Consider the following 19531-nt stretch of genomic DNA (forward strand, 5'->3'; position numbering starts at 1 on the left):
GACGCAGGCGGTCCTCCAGACAGCGACCCGTGGATATCGCAACCCGCGCTTGACTTGCAACCATGTTACAAATACCAACCTGCTGCATGAGCATTCGACGCAACCAGGCCCGGTGGAAGCGCCTTCCCCTGTTGCTGGGGACGCTGGGGCTCGCGGCCACCGGCTGCGGGGAGACCGCGGCCCGGGGTGACGTGCGGCTGACGCTGAGCGGAGGCGACGGCACGCAGCGCGGCTACGCGGATCACCTCTTCCAGGACAGCTGGTCCGTGCAGTTCAGCAAGTACCTTGTGTCCGTGGGGGACTTCACCCTCACCTCCGCGGCCGGGGACGTGCACGCCTCACCGGAGCACGTGCTGGTGGACGTGCAGAAGGAGGACGTGCCACTCAGCGGGCTGACGGGGTTGGAGGCAGGACGCTACGGCGTGGCCTTCCGGGTGAGTCCGCCGGAGGCGCGCACCGTCGCGGGCGACGCCGTGTCCGCTGACGACCTGGCGATGATGCGCGAGCGCGGCTTCAGCTACTTCGTGGAGGGCCACGCGCAACACCGCGACCCCGCCCGGGGCCTCTACACCTTCCGCATGGGCTTCCCCGTCAACGCGCGGATGGTGGACTGCATCAACGGCGTGGACGGGACGCAGGGCCTCGTGGTGCCGGAGGGCTCCGTGGCGGAGGCGGAGATCACCATCCACGCCGAGCACATGTTCTATGACCGGCTGGGCACCCACCGTGGCGTGCAGCTTCGCTTCGAAGCCATCGCCGCCACGGCGGACGCGAACCACGCCATCACCCCGGAGGGGCTGGCGTCCCAGGACCTGCTGGACCTGCACGGGCTGGACGGCGGTGAGCTCCGGGACGCCCAGGGGCAACCGGTCGTCTACCAACCCGGTGCCTATGACCTGAGGACGCTCCAGGCGTTCGTCACCCAGAGCATCGTGGACCAGGCGCACCTGAATGGCGGCGGGGTCTGCACCGCCGCCGCGCCGTAGGGGCGCCTGCCCGCGAACGGGCAGGGCCTCGGCCAGACGTCAGGCTTCCGGGGCGCTGCCCTTGGCCTTGCGCTGCTCTTCGACCTCGCGCTTCACGTCGTCCATGTTCAGCGCGCGGACCTGCTTGATGAGGTCCTCCAGCGCCGCCTGGGGAAGCGCGCCTGGCTGCTCGAACAGGAGGATGCCATCCCGGAACACCATCAGCGTGGGGATGGAGCGGATCTGGAAGGCGCCGGACAGGTCCGGCTGCGCGTCGGTGTCGATCTTCCCGAACGCGATGTCCTTGTGCAGCTCGGACGTCTTCTCGAACACGGGCGCGAACGCGCGGCACGGGCCACACCAGGTCGCCCACCAATCCAGCACGACGATGCCGTCCTTGCCCACCGTCTCCTTGAAGTTGTCCTTCGTGATCTCGAGCGTCGCCATGAACGGCCTCTCTTTTCCGGTGTCTGGGGGTGAAGGTCGGGTCCTAACGAACTTCCAACAACTCCACCTCGAACAGCAGCGTGGCATTCGGGGGAATCACGCCGGCCGCGCCGCGAGCGCCATAGCCCAGCTCCGGCGGGATGGTGAGCTTGCGGATGCCGCCAATCTTCATGCCGGCGACGCCCTGGTCCCACCCCTGGATGACCTGACCCCCGCCCAGGTTGAACGAGAAGCCCTGTCCCCGGTCGCGGCTGCTGTCGAACTTCTTGCCGTCCGTGAGCGTGCCCACGTAGTGCACGGTGACCTTCTTGCCCGCCGTGGCCTCGGTCCCGGTCCCCACCTTCACGTCTTCAATGCCCAAGCCCATGTGCGCGACTCCTTGGTGGGAATCCACCCTGGAAAAATGCGCACTTTAACGGCGCTCGCAGCCTTCCGCCGCCCTGAATGCCCGCCCGCTCGGTGAAAAAAGCAGGAGGGCGGCGAGGCGCCCGTCGATTCCGGACACCCCGCCGCCAGTTCCTGCCATGGATGTCTTCATTCAGGCTTCAGCTCAGAACGTACCACCCACGTTCAGCGACGCGTTGTAGCTACCACCGCCCGACGGATCGCCGCCGCTCTCGATGTTGGGAGCGAACTGCTTGTCGAACAGGAAGTTGTAGCTACCGCGCAGGTCCGCCGTGAAGTGACCGAAGTGGCCGCGCAGACCCACACCCGCGGGCACGTTGCCGACGGTGTCATCGCTGTAGCCCAGCGCTTCGCCACCGCGGAAGTGGTAGTTGCTGATGCCGATGCCGCCCAGCAGGTACGGCTGCACCGGCGTCGGAGTGATGGCGAGCGTCAGGGCCGCCTGACCACCGTTGCGGACCAGGTCTGGACCGTCGTTGGCACCGAAGACCCCCGCGTCCTTGATGTTGTTCAAGGCGCCGGAGTAACCGACTTCAATGCCCAGCACGGACGTCGGCTTGATCGACGCCGTCACACCCGCGGACGGACCGGGGGCCAGCTGCGGAGCCAGGGCGCCGGTGTAGCCTTCCACACCACCGCCGATGAGCAGCGTCAGGCCCTTCGTTTTGCTCTTGCTCTTCTTCTCCACCTCCAGCGGCTTGATGTCATCAGACGTCGCGGAAGGGCGGAAGTCCGTGGCCGGCGCCGGCGCGATGCCGCTGCCACCCGTGGCGTCCGCGCTGGACGACGTGCCCGACAGCTGGCTGTCGTGGGTGCCCATGTTACTCGCGGGAGGCGGAGGCGGCGTGGGCGCCACGGGGGCCGCCGCGGGAGGCGGAGGCGGCGTGGGCGCCACGGGGGCCGCCGCGGGAGGCGGGGGCGCTACGGGCGCGCTCGACTGCGGCTCCATGATGCCGCCGCTGCCGCCCGTCCCCGACTGCTCCACCGGTTCGCAGCGCAGCTCCTGGTTCAGGTAGATGGCACCGCTGCCTCCGGTGCTCGAGCTCTGGGAGCCATCCATCGACGCGGAACCGCTGCCCCCCGTCCCCTGGAGCGAGTCATCCTTCGGCACCTCCTCGAGGATGATGTCCTCCTCCTGGACGGTCTCAGGCGCCACCTGGGCGCTCTTGTCCTTGTCCTTGTGGGCCTTGTCCTTGTGGACCGCGGCCTGCCCTGGAGGGCACTCCTTCTCCGCCGCCGCCGCACCCGTTCCGTACATGAGCGCCGCGATGGCGCCCGCCAGAATCTTCGCTTTCATCCCATACCTCCATCGTCGACTGACTGACATGAAGGTTGTCGTGCGAGCCACATCCGGCAAGCCATTGACGGGGACTCAAGGACAGCCGAAACGCCTGTCCCCCCAGCAGGCGAGGAGACGTGGTTTCAGAGCCACTTCACAGGGGAGAAGGGCCCGTCCGCCTCCCTCCCCTGCGTCAATGGCAGACATCCTTCAGGCGTCGCGAAGCCACGCCGAACCGGTGACGACAGGCAATTGCAGCGCGCGTTCCCGGTCCAGGTCCAGGTTGCCGATGTGCAGCGACAGCGGGGCCTGCACCCACTTGTAGATGGACTGCTGGAACAGCTTCACGAAGCGGTCCACGTAGCCCCCCAGCCGCGCGGCCTCCACCTCCGGGAACATCGCCGTGAGCGCGGTGCGCATCTCCGACGGCGTGAGCTTCTCGCCCGCGTGCAGGTAGAAGCACGCGTCCAGGATGGGGAAGGGCATCAGCTCCTCCTCGCCCACCTGGTCATGCGCGAGCTCCGGGCCCGCGGGCTTGGCCAGCACCTTGCGGATGCCCTCGTAGCCGGTGGTCTCCTGGAGGTAGTCCAAGAGGTACATCACCACCGTCTTGGGCACGTTGGCGATGACCGCGAGCGCGCCCATCAAGTCGCCGCCGATGGTGGTGTAGCCCACCGACTTCTCGCTCATGTTGCCGGTCTGGAGGAACAGCCCGCCGCAGGAGTTGCTCCAGTTCCACATGCGCTGTGCGCGGATGCGGGCCTGGATGTTCTGCTCCGTGATGGGCGTGAGCTTCGTGTCGCCCAGCATCTGCTGAGCCGCGGCCTTCTCCCGTTCGAAGGCCTCCTCGATGGACACCACCTGGAAGGCCACGCCCAATTCGCGCGCGATGGTCTCCGCCGCGTCGCGCGTCTGCTGACTGGAGTAGGGGCTGGGCATGTAGAACGCCTGGATGAGCGAGCCCGGGTTCTCCGGCCGCGCGCGCTTCGCGTACCGGTGCGCGATGAGCAGCGTGAGCAGCGAGTCCCGGCCACCCGACAGCGCGATGCCGAACAGCTTGAAGGCGCGCGTCTTCTCGAAGTAGTCGCCCACGCCCAGCGCCAGCGCGTCCAGGATGTCCTCGCACAGCGCCACGCGCGCGGGGCGGCGGGTGTCCGGCGCGGGCAGGAAGAAGCTGCGGTGCGCGGGCACCGGGTAGGCCAGCGTGTCGCGCTTCGTCTTCAACTGCGTGCAGTCCACGGTGGGCACCTTCTGCCCGCCGGACGTCACCCAGGACTCGCGGTCCACGCGCCAGGTGGTGTTCTCCGTGCGCAGCCGCAGGGTGCGGTCCAGGTCCACCACCGCGGTGGTGTAGCCCTCCTGGAAGCGCGGCGTCTCCAGCACGGGGCGGCCGTTCTGGTTGATGAAGCCGCCGCCGTCGAAGATGAGGCCGTCGTTGCTGCCCACCGCGTTCGCGTACGCGATGGTGACCTGGTGGTCGGAGGCTCGCGTGGCCAGCAGCTCACGCCGCGTGTCCCAGAAGCCCAGTCGGAAGGGGGACGCGGACAGGTTCACCACCAGCTCGCCGCCGGAGTACGCGCGGCGGCGCATGGGGCCATCCGCGCTCCAGATGTCCTCGCACACCTCCGGGGCCACCACGCCGAAGTCGAACTGGAACAGGTAGTCGCCCAGCGGCACGCCCCGGTGCGTCTCCGCCATGCCCGGCTGGCCGTGGCCGAACGTGCGGCCCTCGTAGAAGACGTTGTAGGTGGGCAGCTTCTCCTTGGGCACGAGCCCCAGCACCCGCCCGCCCGCCACCACCGCCGCGCAGTTGAGGCGCACGCCCTGGTGCGCCACCGCCACGCCCACGATGTAGACCGTGGCGTGCGCCGCGGTCTGCTTCGCGAAGCGCTCCAGCTCCGGCCACTGGTGGTCGATGAAGCCCTGCCACTGGACCAGGTCCTCCGCGGGGTAGCCGGCGATGACCTGTTCGGGGAAGACGCCCAGCGTGACGTCCTCGGCCGCCATCTTCCGCGCCATCTCCAGCGCCCGGTCGGTGTTCTGCTGGAAGGCGCCCACGGTGGTGTTGACGCTGGCGATGCCAATCTTCACGAGCCGCATGGTGCGTCGCTCTCCCTGGGGGACCTCCCTGAAGGCCCCCTGTGGGCCCAGCAATGCGCGGGAGGGGTGGCCAGGGCAAGCCCTCTTCCAGCCCCTGGTTCACCCCTAGTTCAGCGGACCGCTGGGGCGCACCGGCTGCAACTGGCCCAACAGGTCGCTCAGGTCCTCCAGCACCCGTTCCAGCCGGCGTCGGACGTCCTGCTCCCCCAGCAGTTCCTGCCTCCGCTCGGGGTCTGGCACCACCGCGGAGGCGACCACGTCCGCCAGCATTCCGCCGCCCGCGCGCGCGGCCACCGGCAGCAGGTTCTCCGCGAACGAGGGCGGCACCCTGCCCGCCAGTTCGAAGACGGCCTGGCGAAGCTGCTCCTCCTCCGGCCCCGTGTAGGGCAGGTCCGGCAGCGCCTGGGCGCGCACCTGGCGGTAGAGCTTGTCCGCGGGCAGCTCCTCCACCACGCGCACCCGGCTGACGCCCTGCAGGAGGATGTTGTAGCGCCCGTCCTCCACCTGTTCGTCCCAGACGATGACCCCCGCGCAGAGCATGGGTTGCAGGGTGGGCCGGCCCTCGTAGGAGCCCTCCCACCCGGCCTCCAACTGGCCCAGCGCCAGGACGCGGTCGGTGGCGAGCGCGTCGCGGACCATGTCCCGGTAGCGGGGTTCGAAGATGTGCAGGGGGATGACGGTGTGGGGAAACAGGACCGCCGACGGCAACGGAAAGACCTTCAGCGCACTGGCGGCGCGTTCCACGCGTTCTTGAGCGGTCATTTTTGGGAGCACCCTTCTCCTGGTTCTAAGCCCGTGGGGCACCTCTCGCATTCCAATCAGGCAGGCATCCTGGACGGGACGGCGATGGCAAGGGCCCCGGGTTCCGCTAGGGTGCGCCGCCGCATGTCCTCCATCGACCCTCCTGTCCCTCCCTCCCCGACCACCCCGGCCCCGGCTGAAGCGCCGAAGGTCTCCTGGTACCGTCGGACGTACCTGCGCGTGGAAGCCGCCGCCTCCACGCCCCACGCGCTGGCCACGATGATGGCGGTGTCGGTGGTGGACGGGTCCGTCTTCCCCATCCCCCCGTTCGCCATCCTGGTCCCCATGGTGCTCGCCCAGCCGAAGAAGTGGGTGCGCTACTGCCTGCTGGGCACCCTGGCGAGCCTGGTGGGAGGCCTCATCGGCTACGGGCTGGGCGCGTTCGTGGGGGAAGGCATCACGCAGCTGCTGCACATCGACCTGAACGTGCGCGTGGACCGCTTCGGCGTGTCCGGCACGGTGGGCGAATTGCTGGGGCGCAACTTCTGGGTGCTGGCGCTGCTGTGCTCCATCCTGCCCACGCCGTTCAAGATCGTCGCCATTGGCAGCGGGCTGGTGTCCGTGCCGCTGGGGCAGTTCCTGCTGGCGTCCGTCATCGGCCGCTCGGTGCGCTTCTTCCTGGTGGGCAGCGTGGTGCGCTTCTTCGGGCCCACCGCGCGCAAGTGGCTGCGCGTCTGACGCGCTAGCCGTGGCGCGTGGCGCCCACCGCGTCCCGCGCCGTCACTTCCGGGGGCCCGCCGCCGAGCGTGGCCTCCACCGTGGACAGCAGCACGTCCGGACGCACCGGCTTCTCCAGCACCCGGTTGGCCACCGTCTCCACGAACGCCCGCGCCTCCGGTGACGACGCGCCGCCGGAGATGAACACCAGCCGCGACACCAGCGCGGGCGCCTGGGCCAGCAGCCGCCGGTGCACCGCGATGCCGTCCATGCCCGGCATCTGCAGGTCGCACAGCACCACGTCGAAGGACTCGCCCTCCACCACCCGCGCGAGCGCGGCCTCGCCGTCCGTGACGGTGACGACGTCGTGGAAGGGCTCCAGGAGCAGGCGCATGGACTGCGCCAGCCGGGGCTCGTCGTCCACGATGAGCACCCGCCCCCTCCGCGCGGAGGAGACCGGCGGCCAGGACGCCGCCGCGTCGCGCGCGTCCGGACGGGAGGAGGCGGTGGGCAGCGTGGACAGCCCCACGCTCTGCACGGGCGCGGGCGGCAGGAGCAGCGTGAAGGTGGCGCCCTGGCCCTGTACGCTGTGCACGCGCAGTTCGCCCCCGTGCGCGCGGACGATCTGCTGGCAGATGGCGAGCCCCAGACCGGTGCCCTCCTCGCTGCCCTTGGTGGTGAAGAACGGGTCGAAGATGCGCGGCAGCACGTCCGGCGGAATGCCCCCGCCGGTGTCCTCCACCTCCACGCACGCGTGGCCGGACGCATCCGTGCTGGTGCGCACGCGCACCTCGTGCCGTTCAGGGGCGCCTTCGGGGATGGCCTGCATCGCGTTCACCAGCAGGTTGAGCAGCACCTGCCCCAGCCGCGCCTCGCTGCCCAGCACCCGGGGCACCGGACCAAACGACTCCACCAACCGCGCACGGGGCCGCAGCGCATGGAGCACGACGCGCGCCGCGGGCGGCACCAGCGCGTTCAGGTCCACCAGCCCGTGCTCGGGCGACTCCTCGCGGCTGAACACCCGCAGGTCCTTCACGATGAGGCGGATGCGCTCGGCGCCCTCCTGGGCCCCTCTCACGCTGTTCAGTGCGTCGCGCACGCCCTTGGCGGCCGCCGTGCCTTCCGCCGCGAGCGCGCGCTCCGCGGCCTCCAGGTTCAGCACCAGGTAGGCCAGCGGGTTGTTGATTTCATGGCCCACGCCCGCGGCCAGCGTGCCCACCGCGGCCACGCGTTCGGCGGCCACCAGCCGGGCCTGCAGCTCCTTCGTCGCGGTGACGTCGCGGTGGGTGGCCACGAAGTGCGTCACGCCCTGAGCGTTGGCGCGCACCGGGGACAACTGCATCTCGCTCCACACGCGCGTGCCATCCGGCCGGCTGAGCACCACCTCCGCGCGCAGCGAACGCTCCTCGCGCAGCGCCTCCGCCAGCCGCCGGGGGTCCTCGCCGTCGCCCGACGCCAGGAGCGTCCCGGGCGCGGCGCCCACCAGCTCCTCGCGCCGCCGGCCCACCAGCGTGCACAGGGCCTCGTTGACGAACACCGTGTGCAGCACGCCCGGCTCGCGCACCTCGCAGATGAGCACGCCTTCGTGCACCGCGCGCACGGTGGTGGCGAGCAGCTCCAGCATCTCCACCGCCTCGCGGCGCTCGGCCCTTACGGCCGCGAGCAGGAGGCCCGTCAGCGTGGTGATGCCGATGAAGAGCTGCAACACCACCAGCCCGTGGGGCGGTGAGTCCGCCGTGAAGAACGGCCCCAACCCCCGCGCGGTGCTGGCGATGGCCACCAGGGCGATGAACAGCGAGGCCAGCGCCGCGCCCCGGGGCCCGAAGCGCAGGGCCGCCCAGGCCGACAGCGGGAAGAGCAGGAACATCAGCGCGTGCGCCTCCCCGGAGCCCGGCCGCAGGAAGGCGAAGACGCCCACGCACACCGCCACCGTCGTTACCGGCAGCACCCACGCCTCCCACGTCCAGCGCGCGCGCCAGGGCCGGAACAGGAGCAGCAGCGGCGGCGTCACCAGCAACATGCCCAGCAGGTTCGCCATCCACCACAGCCACGCGGAGGGCACCCACTGCGCGCGGGGCACCAGGCCCCCCAGCACCAGGCTCAGCGTGCCCAGGCCGGACCCCAGCAGCGCGCCCAGCGCGGCCCCACCGCCCAGCCACACCACGTCGCGCACGCGGTGCAGTTCCCTGGAGCACGACACCCGGCGCAGCAGCAGGGCCCCCAGCACGGCCTCCAGGGTGGCCCCGGCGGCGACCCCCAGGCCCACCAGGGCGGAGACGTCCTGCGAGAGCGTCACCACCCACGCGCCCAGGAACACGGCGGGCCAGCGCGACACGCCGCACAGCAGCAGTCCACCCAGCGCCACGCCCGACGGCAGCCAGACAGCGCTAATGTGGCTGCCCTCCGCCGCCAGCGACAGGCCCGCTCGCGCGGCCGCGAGGTACACGCCCGCCAACGCGATGACCTCCACGAGGCCCCCACCCTGGAACGCCGCCACACGGGCCTGATGCCGAGCTTGGATGATCACTCCCCCCGTACCTCCAGGCCAGACATCCGGGCCGGAGGAACATGCGTCATGCTAGCGGGGACGCGGAGGCGTTGCACCCCATGCTTCCACCCGCCTGCCCGCCAGGCAGGCGCTGTCCGACAGGGGATGCAATGGGCTCCCCGCCGGGCCGTATCAGGGGACAAGGAGGAACGAATCCATGTCGCGTCCCGGTCTTGCTGCGCTGCTGTCGTTCTTCATCCCTGGCGTGGGGCAGATCTACAACGGAGACATCCTGCGCGGGGTCTTCTGGCTCATCATCACCCCCGGCTTCTGGCTGGGCACGGGCGGGCTGCTGGGCTGGGTGTGTCACGTCATCGCCGCGGCCACCGCCTACAACCGCGCGGAGGACAAGGACCGCGAGCGCCTGCGCTACGGCACCGGCTGATCCACCGTCCGGACATGAAAAAGGGGCCTTCCAGCCCCCTCCCAATCGCCGCCCCGGCGCCTTCACAGGCCGGGGCGGTTTTTCATGCGCACCGCATCAGTCGTTGAACGCATCAGGCAGCGGCTGCGGCCCGGGGATGATGCCGGCGATGTCCGGATCGACGTCACCGGCAACGCGCTCGGGACGCTGATCCTTCTCCGTCTTGCGCTCGGCCTTCTTGGTGTCCTTCTCACGCTGCTTCTGCTGGCGCGCCATTTCCTTCTGCCGCTTCGTGGACCTTCCCTGCATGGGACCTCCCGGGAAAAATTAGCGAAAAAGAGGTCCGGCCTCGTCAAGGCCGGACCTCGTGGGTGAGTGAAGAGTCAGCCGAGCCGGAAGGCTCAGACCGGACGGACGTTCTCCGCCTGCAGGCCCTTGGGGCCCTTCTTCACTTCGAACTCCACCTTCTGGCCCTCGGCCAGGGTACGGAAACCATCCGCCGAGATCGCCGTGTGATGGCAGAACACGTCCGGACCACCACTGTCCTGCGTGATGAAACCGAAGCCCTTCGCATCATTGAACCACTTCACCGTACCGCTTGCCATAATCTGCTTCCTTGTCCCACTGGCAGAAAGGCTTCATCGCCACCCTGCCCGCCCCTAACTTTCGGGGCCTAGACGGCGCCTTAACCCTGAACAGGCATGAAGTCGAGCCGGGAACCACTCCCGTCCTGGCTTCACGCCGTCGAAGGTAACAACCCAGGTCGTGCGGTGAAACGCCTTCTTGGGCGGGTCCATTTCCCGCTGGCCGACGCACCAGCCAGCCAGGAGTAACACCCCTCCGCCGGCCGGGTGTTCAGGAATAGTTGCCAGGCCTGGACACTTCCACTCCGACGTCGCCTATCCTGGGGACGCCGGTCCCGTTCTACCCCTGCCGTCCCGACCCATGAGGCGTCCCCCCCTGTGACGAACCCCACCCGTGTGACCTTCGGCCAGCGCGATGCGTCCTTCGCTGAGGACCTCAAGCGTCGGGTCTCTGAATACTTCGAGACCCGAAACCTGTCCCAGCGGGCCAACGGCGCCATGTACGTGAAGGCCCTGGCCATCCTGGGCTTCACGTTCGGCGTCTACGGGTTGCTGCTCACGGGGTGGTTCGGTCCCTGGGCCATGCTGGGCATGGCGGTGCTGATGGGCGTGGGCATCGCGGGCATCGGCTTCTGCGTGGGCCACGACGGCGTGCACGGCTCCTACAGCGACAACGCGCGCGTGAACTCGGTGGTGGGCCTGGCGTTCGACCTCATCGGGGCGAACAGCTACATGTGGCGCATCACGCACAATGTGCTGCACCACACGTATACGAACATCCAGAACATGGATGAGGACCTGACGGTCAGCCCGCAGCTGCGCCTGTCACCCCATTCCGAGTGGAAGGCGTACCACCGCGCGCAGCACCTGTACGCGTTCCTGGCCTACTCGCTGACCACCGTCTTCTGGGTGTTCGCCAAGGACTACAAGTACTTCTTCCAGAAGGACCTGGGCCCCTACAAGGACAAGAAGCACGCGCCGGCCGAGTGGGCCCGCCTCATCGTCATGAAGGTCGTGTACTACGGCTGGACGCTGGTGATTCCGTGGATGGTGCTCAACGTCACCTGGTGGCAGTTCGTGGTGGGCCTGCTCGCCATGCACATGACCGCGGGCTTCATCCTGGGCATCGTCTTCCAGCTGGCCCACGTGGTGGAGAGCACCGAGTTCCCCCTGCCGGACGCCGCCGGCGCCGTGGAGGACGCGTGGATGGTGCACCAGCTGCGCACCACGGCGAACTTCGCCCGCAAGAACCGCCTGCTGAGCTGGTACGTGGGCGGGCTCAACTATCAAATCGAGCACCACCTGTTCCCCAAGGTGTGCAGCATCCACTACCCGGCGCTGAGCGAAATCGTGCAAGCCACCGCCAAGGAGCACGGCCTGCCCTACCCGGAGTCGGAGACCTTCCTGGGCGCGGTGGGGTCGCACTACCGGATGCTCAAGCAGCTGAGCCGCGCGCCGGTGCAGGTCCCCGAGCCGAAGCTGGCCGTGGCCGCCTGATCCACCGCGGGTAACGTCGGGAAGCCTCCAGGGGCCGTCCTCCTTCCAGGGAGGCGGCCCCTTCGCTTTGGGGCCTCAGGCGGCGCGCAGCGCGGCCAGCAGGTCCGCCGCCGAGGACACGACGGCCTTTGCTCCGTGTGCCTCCAGCTCCGCCGGCCGGAAGCCCCAGGTGACGCCCACGCCGTACATGCCCGCCGCCTTCGCGGTGTCCATGTCCACGGAGGTGTCCCCCACGAAGCCGCACGCGGCAGGCGCCACGCCCAGCTCCGCCGCCAGGGCCAGCGCCGCGGTGGGGTCCGGCTTGCGCGGGATGCCCGGACGCTCGCCGTACACGGCCGCGAAGGACACCCCGGGCAACAGCCGCGCGGCCAGCCGCTTCACGAAGTCGTCGGACTTGTTGCTGAGCACGCCCAGCGGCAGGCCGTCCGCCGCGAGCGCCTGGAGCATCTCCACCACGCCCGGGTAGGGGCTCGTGCGGTCGAAAAGGTGGGCGTCGTAGTAGCCATGGTACGTGGAGAGCACGCGGCCCTGGAGGGCAGGGTCCGCCCCGCCGGTGGCCCGGTGCGCGAGCTGGGACACGCCCTCGCCCACGAAGCGCAGGTAGGCGGCCTCCGGGTGCGGGGGCAGGCCGTGGTGCACAAGGGCGTGGTTCATCGCCGCGGCGATGTCCCCCAGCGAATCCACCAGCGTCCCATCCAGGTCGAAGAGCACGGCGCCAAGGGGCATGACGAAGGAAGCCTTTCTTCAAAACGAGAACGCCCCGACCCACGAAGGGGTCAGGGCGTCCGTGAACTTCAGGAGCGAAGCGTCGAAGCCTAGTGCGCGGCGGCGGCGGTCTTCTCACCACCGGCCTGGATGACGGCGAAGTTGATGTTGTTGTAGCCCGCCGTGGCGCAGCTGAACATCACGCGCTTGATGACCTTGAACTGAACGTCCTTGTTGGCCTGGATGTTCACGTCCCCCTTGAAGGTGTCCGTGCCGCCCGCCATGGAGTGGAGGTCCTCGAACTGCTTCTTCATGTCCCGCAGCTTCTCTTCCAGCGCGGGGATGTTGAGGTACTCGTCCTTGGTGAGGTCCTCCACCCGGCCCACGATGGTGCCCGACACGCTGACCTGGTCGTTGGACACCATCACCACCGGGTGCATCTCCACTTCCTTCACGTTGACCGCTTCGGGAAGGACGATGTCCTTGGTCATCATCAGCACCTCGCCCGTCGCGGAGAAGTTCGCGATGAGGAAGAGCACGATGATGACGAACATGTCGACGAGGGGCGTGATGAGCAGGTCGGCGTTCCCGTTCTTCTTGCCGTGCCCACCGTGGCCGAACACCTTGGAGTGCTCCAGCCGCTTGCCGTACCGCTTGCCCGGAACCTTGATACCCATGGCTTGAAGTGCTCCTGTTAGCCCATCGCCGCGGACACGGACACCTGGGGCAACCCAGAGCCAATGCACTCGTCGATGATGCGAACCAGGTCCTCGTAGCGGACCAGGTCCTCGGTCTGGAGGGTGATGGCGGCCTGATCCGGCAGCTGCGCCTTCAATTCCTTGAAGCGCGCCACCAGCTTGGTCAGGTCCGGCCGGCCCTTGTCATCCCGGGTGAGGGGAATGGGGTCGAAGGCGCTCTGGTCGGCGGTGAGTCGCATCTCCGTGGGAGACACCAGGAGGGTGAGCTGGACCGTCTTGGTCTTCTCCTCCTCCTGCTGTTCGTCCGAAGAGGCTCCGCCGGCCTGCGACACCTGAAGACGGCCGATCTGGGTCCAGACCGCCGTCATGATGAGGAAGCTGATGGTCACTGCCATCAGGTCGATGAAGGGCACCATGTTGATGGCGGTATCGAGCGGCTTCTTGCCACCCTTTCCACCTGTGCCCAGATCCATTCCGCCGGCCATGGCGACTACCTCCCTGCTCTACCGCGCTCTTCGCGCACGAACGACGTTTCAAGAAGACTCTGGGAACGGACGCGACTGTCTGGGTCCACCACTTCGGGGCTATCAGACAGCGCGCCGGTGCATCCGGTTCCAACCTGACGCTGCTTCGAGGAGGACTACTCCTCGGCGTGCGCGTGGGCGGACGCGGGGATGTTCAGGTTCTTGAACTTGTCGCGGTTGGCCACGATGAGGTTCAGCACGGAGACGCTGGTCTCATTGATGTCGTTGATGATGCTCTGGGTGCGGCCCATCAGCACGGAGAAGGCGACCAGCGCCGGGATGGCGGTCAGCAGACCGAAGCCCGTGCAGTTCATGGCTTCAGAAATACCGTTCGCGAGAATGGTCGCCTTGTCGGCCGGGTTCACGTTCGCCACGGCCTCGAAGCAGGTGATGAGACCGTTCACCGTTCCGAGCAGACCGGCGAGCATGGCCGCGTTGCCGAGCATCGCCAGGTAGCCCGTGCGCGCCTCCAGCCGGGGCGTCTCACGCAGGCTGGCCTCGTCGAGCGCCGCCTGGACCTCGTCCTGGCCCTTGGGGACGTTCATCAGACCGGCCTTGACGACGTTCGTCAGCGGCGTGTTCTTCTGGCCGGCCACGTAGTTGATGGCCTTGTCCAGGTCGCCCGCGTAGATGTGCTTCTTCAGCCCGCGCAGGAAGCCTTCCTTGTTGATGGAGGCCTTGCCGAACAGGACGATGCTGCGCTCGACGATGATGGCCAGCGCCACCACGAGGCACAGCGCGATGGGGTACATGCCCGCCTGACCGGACTCCCAGCGGCGACCCAGCTCCTGCATGAACGATTCGTTGCCGCCGCCTGCGTTGGCAAGAATGGACAGATTGGTCACAAACCCCAGGTTCATCACTGATGGCCTCCAAATGGGCGGCGAGGCTCGCGCTTGCGAGCCGTTCCGGACTGCTTCCCGCCGGGTGGACATCCACCCAGGCAGTTAGCAGGAATAAGGGATCACGGTGGCGCGAGTCTAGGAACCGCTTCCAGACGTGTCAAGGCAGCCACCCCCAGCGTTAGTTACTGAAATCTCACAGGAATTTTGCGTTGGCGCGCGGCTTGCCAAGCTACTGGACAGGTTGCATGGCGAGCCCTTCCCAGCGGCTTCCGCGACAAGCGTGCCGGCGATTTGGGAGCCTCCAAAGGCCGTGCTAGGGCGGGAAACCATGGCCAGGAAGCGCATCGGGGAGCTGCTGGTGGAACGTGGCGCGATCACGCCCGCCCAGCTTGAGGCAGGGCTGACGGCCCAGCGGCAGACGCGGCAGCGGTTGGGCGTGACGCTCATCGGTCAGGGCGCCATCACGGAGGCGACACTCGCCCAGGCCCTGAGTGAAGCGCTGGAGATGCCCCAGGTGGACCTGGCGGCGCTCACCCCGGACTGGGCGGCGGTGCACCTGCTCCGGGCGCGCTTCTGCGAACAGCACGACCTGTTCCCCTTCGCGTTGGAGAGCGTGGGAGGCCGGCGCCAGTTGGTGGTGGCCATGGCGGATCCACTCAACCTCACCGCAATCGAGGAAATCGAGTTCACCAGCGGCCTGAAGGTCAGCGGTCGGGTGACGGCGCTGTCCGCGGTGCGCGGCGCCATCCTGCGCTACTACCACAAGGTCCCCGTGGCGGCCGGTCCCAGGACGGGGGGGCCGGGCGCGGCGCCTGCAAGGCCAGCAAGGCCCGCTCCGCCCCCGCGCGCGCCAGTGCCGGTGGATGACGACGAGGAGGTCATCGTCGGGGAGGAGCTGCCAGCGTCGGAGAAGACGCAGCGCACGTCGCTTGCGGACCTCATCCGGGAGCGCGAGGAGCAGGCGAAGCGGCGCCGGAGTGGTGGCGCGAGCCCGAGCCCGGCGCAAGACAAGCCTAAACCGCCCGCAGGCGGTGTCCTGGACGACCTGGACTACCTCTTCGGTCAGGCAGCTCGCGAAGAGCCGGATCGGCTGGAGGAGTTGGAGCGCCGCTTCTGGGCGCTGATGCGCATCATGGCGCGCAAGGGCCTGCTGTCGAGCGAGGAGTTCCGGCGCGAACTGGACGACGAGGCCGGCGAGGGCTGAAGCCCCCCGCGCGGCCTTGGGGAACGTCAGTCCACGGCCAGCGGCAGTCGCACGGTGAAGGTGGTGCCCTGCCCCACGGTGCTCTCCACGGAGAGGCGCCCGCCGTGGTTCTCCACGATGCCCTGGCAGATGGAGAGGCCCAGGCCGGTGCCGCGGCCTTCCGGCTTGGTGGTGAAGAAGGGCTCGAAGATGCGCGACAGGTTGCGCGGCTCGATGCCGGTGCCGGTGTCGCGCACGCGCACCACCGCCTCCTGCCCATCCTGCGCGGTGACGAGGTGCACGGCGCCGCCCGGCGGCATCGCGTGGCACGCGTTGGTGATGAGGTTGACGAACACCTGCACCAGGTTGGCGCGCACGGCGGCCAGCGGCGGCACGTCGCCCGCGTACTCGCGGTGCACGGTGACGCGCGCCTGGGACACGACGTGCTCGCAGAAGCCCACCGCCATGTCCACGACGGCGTTGAGGGCCACGCGCTCCGGCCGGTCCTGCGCGGGCCGCGCGTAGCTGACCAGGTCGCGGGTGAAGCGCAGGATGCGGTGGCTGCTCTCAAGAATCTTGCGCAGCTTCTCCTGGTCCGCCGGGTTCGCGCCCGGCGTCAGGCGCGAGCGCTGGAGCAGCGCGTCCGCGTAGGTGGCCACCGCCGTCATGGGGTTGTTGATTTCATGCACCACGCTGGCCGCGAGCTGGCCAATGGAGGCCAGCTTCTCCGCGTGGATGATGCGCTTCTCCAGCTCCTTCACCACCGTGACGTCCTGGCCGATGGCGATGACGCCTTCCACCTCGCCCGGCTGGGTGAGCATGGAGGAGGTGGCGAAGGACACGCGCACCTCGCCGCCGTCGTGGGTGAGCAGGCGCGTCTCGAAGTTGTTCACCGACTCGCCGCGCATGGCCGCCGCCAGCACCGGGGCGAGCCTGAGCTGCTCGCTGTCCGCCACGAGCGAGGACAAATCCCGCCCCAGCACCTGCTCCTTGGAGAGGCCGGTGAGCGCGCTCAGCGCTTCGTTGAAGACCACCACCTGCTTGTCCCGGTTCACCACCAGGATGAGCGCGTTGGCCTTCTCCAGCAGTTCCTCCAGGTACTTGCGCACGAACGTCAGCTCATCGATGAGCTTGGCGTTCTTCACCGCCACCGCGACCTGGCTGGCGAGTTGGAGCAGCACGCGCTCGTCGTGCGCGATGTCCGCGTCCAGGCCGTCCGGGTACTCCATGTTGATGGCGCCGAAGAGCTGGCCGCTCGCGACCAGCGGGGCGCTCACCGCGCGGGTGCTGCCGTGGAAGAGCAGCGGCACCTCTTCCGAGATGGACACCCGGCCCTGCGGCAGGGAGGTCAGCGACAGGTTCGTCTTCTCCACCGAGCGCTGGAAGAGCACCAGCGGTTCGTGCGCGCCCTCCTTGAGCCGGCCTTCGGCGTAGAGCGATGTCAGGCCTCCGGTGCGCGCGTCCACGATGCGGATGCAGAAGGAGCGGGCGGGAAACAGCTCCTTCACCCCGCGCGCCACCGCGGCCACCAGCTCCTCCTCGCCGCCCACCTCCGCCACGCTGCGGCCCAGGTCCAGCAGCACGCCTTCGGTGCGCGCCTGCTCCAGGAGGGCCCGCTCGGCCACCACCAGCCGTCCGCTGATGACCTCCGTGTCCACGCGGGCGCGCACCGCCACGGTGTCCGCCTTGCGCGACAGGGTGAGCACCAGCGAGGTGCCGCTCGCCAGCACCAGGTCCACCTCGTGGGCCTGGCCATCGTCGGGGACGCTGGCACCGGACAGGGCCTCCTCCACGACGTCCACGCCAATGCCGTGCGCCTCGCAGAAGCGGCGCAGCGCGGGGTTCACGGCCGAGACGCGCAGGGATGCGTCACAGAGGGCCGCGGGCTCGTCGAGCGCGTCGAAGAAGGCCTGGAAGGCGTCCGGAGTCGGGGTTCCGGGCGGGCGCACGGCGCGGACCTCACTCTTCATGGGACGTCGCCTTGTCGAGGTCGAGGATCTGCTGCGCTCCCACGTACGACTTCGTCTCGTAGCGGGTGATCTTCCCGATCTTCCGGACGATCTCCGCCATGCGCTCCGCCTCGCGGTAGATGATGTCCACCGGCCTCCAGGCGAAGTCCTCCTCCTTGAGCTTGCGCTTGAGCAGCTCCGCGTAGCCCATCACGGAGGTGAGGGGCTGGTTGAGCTCATGGGCCGCGGTGCCGGCGAGCGCGACGATGACCGCGCTCTTCTCGCTCTCCTCCAGCCGCGTCTCCACGTCCGACAACTTGCGCTCCAACTGCACCCGGTCCCGGAGGTCCGTGAAGATGCCAACGCTGAAGGACTCGCGGCCGCCCTCGTAGACGATGGAGGCCGTCATGTTCACGGGCACCCGCTCCCCGGAGCGGTGCACCAGCTCCTGGCGGATGAGCGACAGCCGGCCGCGACCACCCAGCTCCGGGCTGCGGATCTGCGCCATCACCCGCTGCGCGACGCCGGGCGGATACAACTGGAGGACGGTGAGCTTCTCCTGGGCCTCGGCGGCGGAGTAGCCGCACATGGCCTCCGCGCCCTTGTTGAAGAGGATGATGCGCCCCTTCAGGTCCGCGGCGATGATGGCGTCCACCGACGAGTCGATGAGCCGCTCCAGGAAGTCCTTCGTGTTGCGCAGCTCGTCCTCCAGCTTGCGCGCGTCCGTCACGTCGCGGAAGGACAGGATGGTGGCCGCGTCCTCGTCGCGCAGCGGCGCCGCGGACATGGACAGCGTGAGGCAGCGACCCGCGGGCGTGCGCACCACCACGTCCACCCCCGAGCGCGCCTCGCCCCGCGACGCGGACGTCACCAGCTCCATCAGGACGCCTTCGTCCAGGGGCTGGGTGATTTGATTCAGGTGCTTGCCGCGCGCTTCGTTCGCGGGCGTGTCCAGCATCTGCGCGCCGGAGGGGTTGAGCGACAGCACCCCGGCCTTGTCGTCCAGGATGGCCACGCCTTCGCTCACGTGCGCGAAGAAGAGCTGGTAGGGCTTGAAGGACGCGGCCTTCTCCTCCGCCGCCAGCCGCGCGGTCTGCACCGACTGGAGCACCGAGGCGCTGCGCAGGGCCACCGCCGTCGCGTGCGCCACCGTGGTGAGGAAGTCGATTTCGCGCGTGCTGAAGGTCCGGCGCCGTCCGGCCGCGCGCAGGAGCAACACGCCCCGCACCTCGCCTCGGATGGGCAGGGGCAGCGCGGCGATGGCGTGGATGCCTCGCGCGGCCACGGCCCGGCGCTCCAGGTCGCCCAGCAGCGGATGCGTGGCGGCTTCCTGCATCACCACTGGCTTGCCGGTGCGCACCACCTCGCGGATTTCGGGGTAGCGCGCCAGGTCGATTCTCAGGTCCTTGAGGCCCGGGTCGTCGCTGGCGGCGACGATGACGCCTTCGTCCGCGCCGCCCCCCAGCATCACCAGCGTGGCGCGCGCGATGTCCAACTGCTCCGCGAGGCGCCGCGTCACGCCGTGCAGGAGCGCTTCCACGTCGGAGCTCTCCGCGTAGTCGGCGGTGAGCTCCAACAGCAGCGCCAGGTCCGTCTGGCTGCGGGCCTGTTCCTCGCGCTCGCGGTGGCGTTCGGCGGCACGCTGCAGGCGCCAGGTGAGTTCGTGCGGCAGCCCCTGGTGGGTGAGGATGTCCGCGGGGCGCAGCGTGTCAACGGCGGCGAAGCCACGCGGATCCGGCGACACCAGCGCGATGAGCGTGAGGTGCGGACCGTTGAGGGACGTGAGCAGCTCCACCACGGCCGGGCCGCAGCCCGGAGCGGTGAGGTCCACCAACGCCAGGGCGGCATCGTCCGGGTTGTCCACCACGCGCAGCCCCGCGCGCTCGGCGGCGGCGTTCAGGGGCTCGCGGGCAACCGAGACCGGGGGGACGAGGACGATGCCGAAGGCGGGTTCCGACGGGGCCGACACGGGGGGCGGAA

General features: G+C 69.1%; 19 protein-coding genes. 5 read left to right on the forward strand and 14 right to left on the reverse strand.

Annotated elements, in window-relative coordinates:
* Window positions 1–86 precede the first annotated feature (86 nt).
* Window positions 87–986 carry a hypothetical protein gene (locus OV208_RS02980; protein WP_267572273.1) on the forward strand — a complete coding sequence of 300 codons (900 nt, stop codon included), beginning with the start codon at window positions 87–89 and terminating at the stop codon, window positions 984–986.
* Window positions 987–1025: 39 nt separating this feature from the next.
* On the opposite strand, the gene trxA is transcribed toward OV208_RS02980, so the two are convergent.
* The 5 genes from trxA to OV208_RS03005 form a co-directional block, all read right to left on the reverse strand.
* On the reverse strand, window positions 1026–1412 hold the full coding sequence (gene trxA / locus OV208_RS02985; RefSeq protein WP_120538779.1) for a thioredoxin: 387 nt from the start codon (window positions 1410–1412) through the stop codon (window positions 1026–1028).
* 43 nt (window positions 1413–1455) lie between these two features.
* A complete protein-coding gene (locus tag OV208_RS02990; protein WP_267572274.1) occupies window positions 1456–1779 on the reverse strand; it encodes an FKBP-type peptidyl-prolyl cis-trans isomerase in 324 nt (107 codons plus the stop codon).
* Between the two features lie 183 nt (window positions 1780–1962).
* The gene (locus OV208_RS02995; RefSeq protein WP_267572275.1) at window positions 1963–3114 is read right to left on the reverse strand and encodes a hypothetical protein; all 1152 of its coding nucleotides are present in this window, start codon (window positions 3112–3114) and stop codon (window positions 1963–1965) included.
* Window positions 3115–3306: 192 nt separating this feature from the next.
* Entirely contained in the window at window positions 3307–5196 is a 1890-nt protein-coding gene (gene nadE / locus OV208_RS03000) for an NAD(+) synthase (protein WP_267572276.1), read from the reverse strand.
* Between the two features lie 105 nt (window positions 5197–5301).
* Window positions 5302–5958 carry an LON peptidase substrate-binding domain-containing protein gene (locus tag OV208_RS03005; protein WP_267572277.1) on the reverse strand — a complete coding sequence of 219 codons (657 nt, stop codon included), beginning with the start codon at window positions 5956–5958 and terminating at the stop codon, window positions 5302–5304.
* Window positions 5959–6081: 123 nt separating this feature from the next.
* Between OV208_RS03005 and OV208_RS03010 the strand changes: the two genes are divergently transcribed.
* Window positions 6082–6675 carry a YqaA family protein gene (locus OV208_RS03010; RefSeq protein WP_267572279.1) on the forward strand — a complete coding sequence of 198 codons (594 nt, stop codon included), beginning with the start codon at window positions 6082–6084 and terminating at the stop codon, window positions 6673–6675.
* Between the two features lie 4 nt (window positions 6676–6679).
* Here OV208_RS03010 and OV208_RS03015 read toward each other — a convergent pair whose 3' ends face one another.
* Window positions 6680–9181 (reverse strand): MASE1 domain-containing protein, encoded by a 2502-nt coding sequence (locus tag OV208_RS03015; RefSeq protein WP_267572281.1) that lies wholly within the window; start codon window positions 9179–9181, stop codon window positions 6680–6682.
* A gap of 178 nt (window positions 9182–9359) precedes the next feature.
* Here OV208_RS03015 and OV208_RS03020 point away from each other — a divergent pair, with 178 nt between their 5' ends.
* Window positions 9360–9587, forward strand: coding sequence for a hypothetical protein (locus OV208_RS03020; protein ID WP_120584807.1), 228 nt, complete (start codon window positions 9360–9362; stop codon window positions 9585–9587).
* 96 nt (window positions 9588–9683) lie between these two features.
* Here the strand turns inward: OV208_RS03020 and OV208_RS03025 are convergent, their stop codons facing one another.
* Both OV208_RS03025 and OV208_RS03030 read right to left on the reverse strand, forming a co-directional pair.
* A complete protein-coding gene (locus tag OV208_RS03025; RefSeq protein WP_193349608.1) occupies window positions 9684–9875 on the reverse strand; it encodes a hypothetical protein in 192 nt (63 codons plus the stop codon).
* A gap of 92 nt (window positions 9876–9967) precedes the next feature.
* Window positions 9968–10171, reverse strand: coding sequence for a cold-shock protein (locus OV208_RS03030; protein WP_267572282.1), 204 nt, complete (start codon window positions 10169–10171; stop codon window positions 9968–9970).
* A gap of 357 nt (window positions 10172–10528) precedes the next feature.
* On the opposite strand from OV208_RS03030, the gene OV208_RS03035 reads away from it, so the two are divergent.
* Window positions 10529–11647 (forward strand): fatty acid desaturase family protein, encoded by a 1119-nt coding sequence (locus OV208_RS03035; protein ID WP_267572283.1) that lies wholly within the window; start codon window positions 10529–10531, stop codon window positions 11645–11647.
* Window positions 11648–11722: 75 nt separating this feature from the next.
* Here OV208_RS03035 and OV208_RS03040 read toward each other — a convergent pair whose 3' ends face one another.
* From OV208_RS03040 to OV208_RS03055, 4 genes are all read right to left on the reverse strand, one after another.
* Window positions 11723–12373, reverse strand: a complete 651-nt coding sequence (locus OV208_RS03040; protein ID WP_267572284.1) for an HAD family hydrolase — start codon at window positions 12371–12373, stop codon at window positions 11723–11725.
* Window positions 12374–12462: 89 nt separating this feature from the next.
* Window positions 12463–13029 (reverse strand): ExbD/TolR family protein, encoded by a 567-nt coding sequence (locus OV208_RS03045; protein ID WP_267572285.1) that lies wholly within the window; start codon window positions 13027–13029, stop codon window positions 12463–12465.
* Between the two features lie 17 nt (window positions 13030–13046).
* A complete protein-coding gene (locus OV208_RS03050; RefSeq protein ID WP_120539694.1) occupies window positions 13047–13535 on the reverse strand; it encodes an ExbD/TolR family protein in 489 nt (162 codons plus the stop codon).
* Window positions 13536–13690: 155 nt separating this feature from the next.
* Window positions 13691–14434 carry a MotA/TolQ/ExbB proton channel family protein gene (locus tag OV208_RS03055; protein ID WP_120539693.1) on the reverse strand — a complete coding sequence of 248 codons (744 nt, stop codon included), beginning with the start codon at window positions 14432–14434 and terminating at the stop codon, window positions 13691–13693.
* Between the two features lie 313 nt (window positions 14435–14747).
* On the opposite strand from OV208_RS03055, the gene OV208_RS03060 reads away from it, so the two are divergent.
* The gene (locus OV208_RS03060) at window positions 14748–15623 is read left to right on the forward strand and encodes a general secretion pathway protein GspE (protein WP_267572286.1); all 876 of its coding nucleotides are present in this window, start codon (window positions 14748–14750) and stop codon (window positions 15621–15623) included.
* A gap of 26 nt (window positions 15624–15649) precedes the next feature.
* On the opposite strand, the gene OV208_RS03065 is transcribed toward OV208_RS03060, so the two are convergent.
* The gene (locus OV208_RS03065) at window positions 15650–17572 is read right to left on the reverse strand and encodes an ATP-binding protein (RefSeq protein ID WP_267572287.1); all 1923 of its coding nucleotides are present in this window, start codon (window positions 17570–17572) and stop codon (window positions 15650–15652) included.
* Complete coding sequence (locus OV208_RS03070) at window positions 17562–19520, reverse strand: PAS domain S-box protein (protein ID WP_267572288.1); 1959 nt, start codon at window positions 19518–19520, stop codon at window positions 17562–17564. Before OV208_RS03070 ends, OV208_RS03065 begins: the two co-directional genes overlap by 11 nt.
* Between the last annotated feature and the right edge of the window lie 11 nt (window positions 19521–19531).

It is taken from the genome of Corallococcus sp. bb12-1, from assembly GCF_026626765.1.
GTDB lineage: Bacteria > Myxococcota > Myxococcia > Myxococcales > Myxococcaceae > Corallococcus > Corallococcus terminator.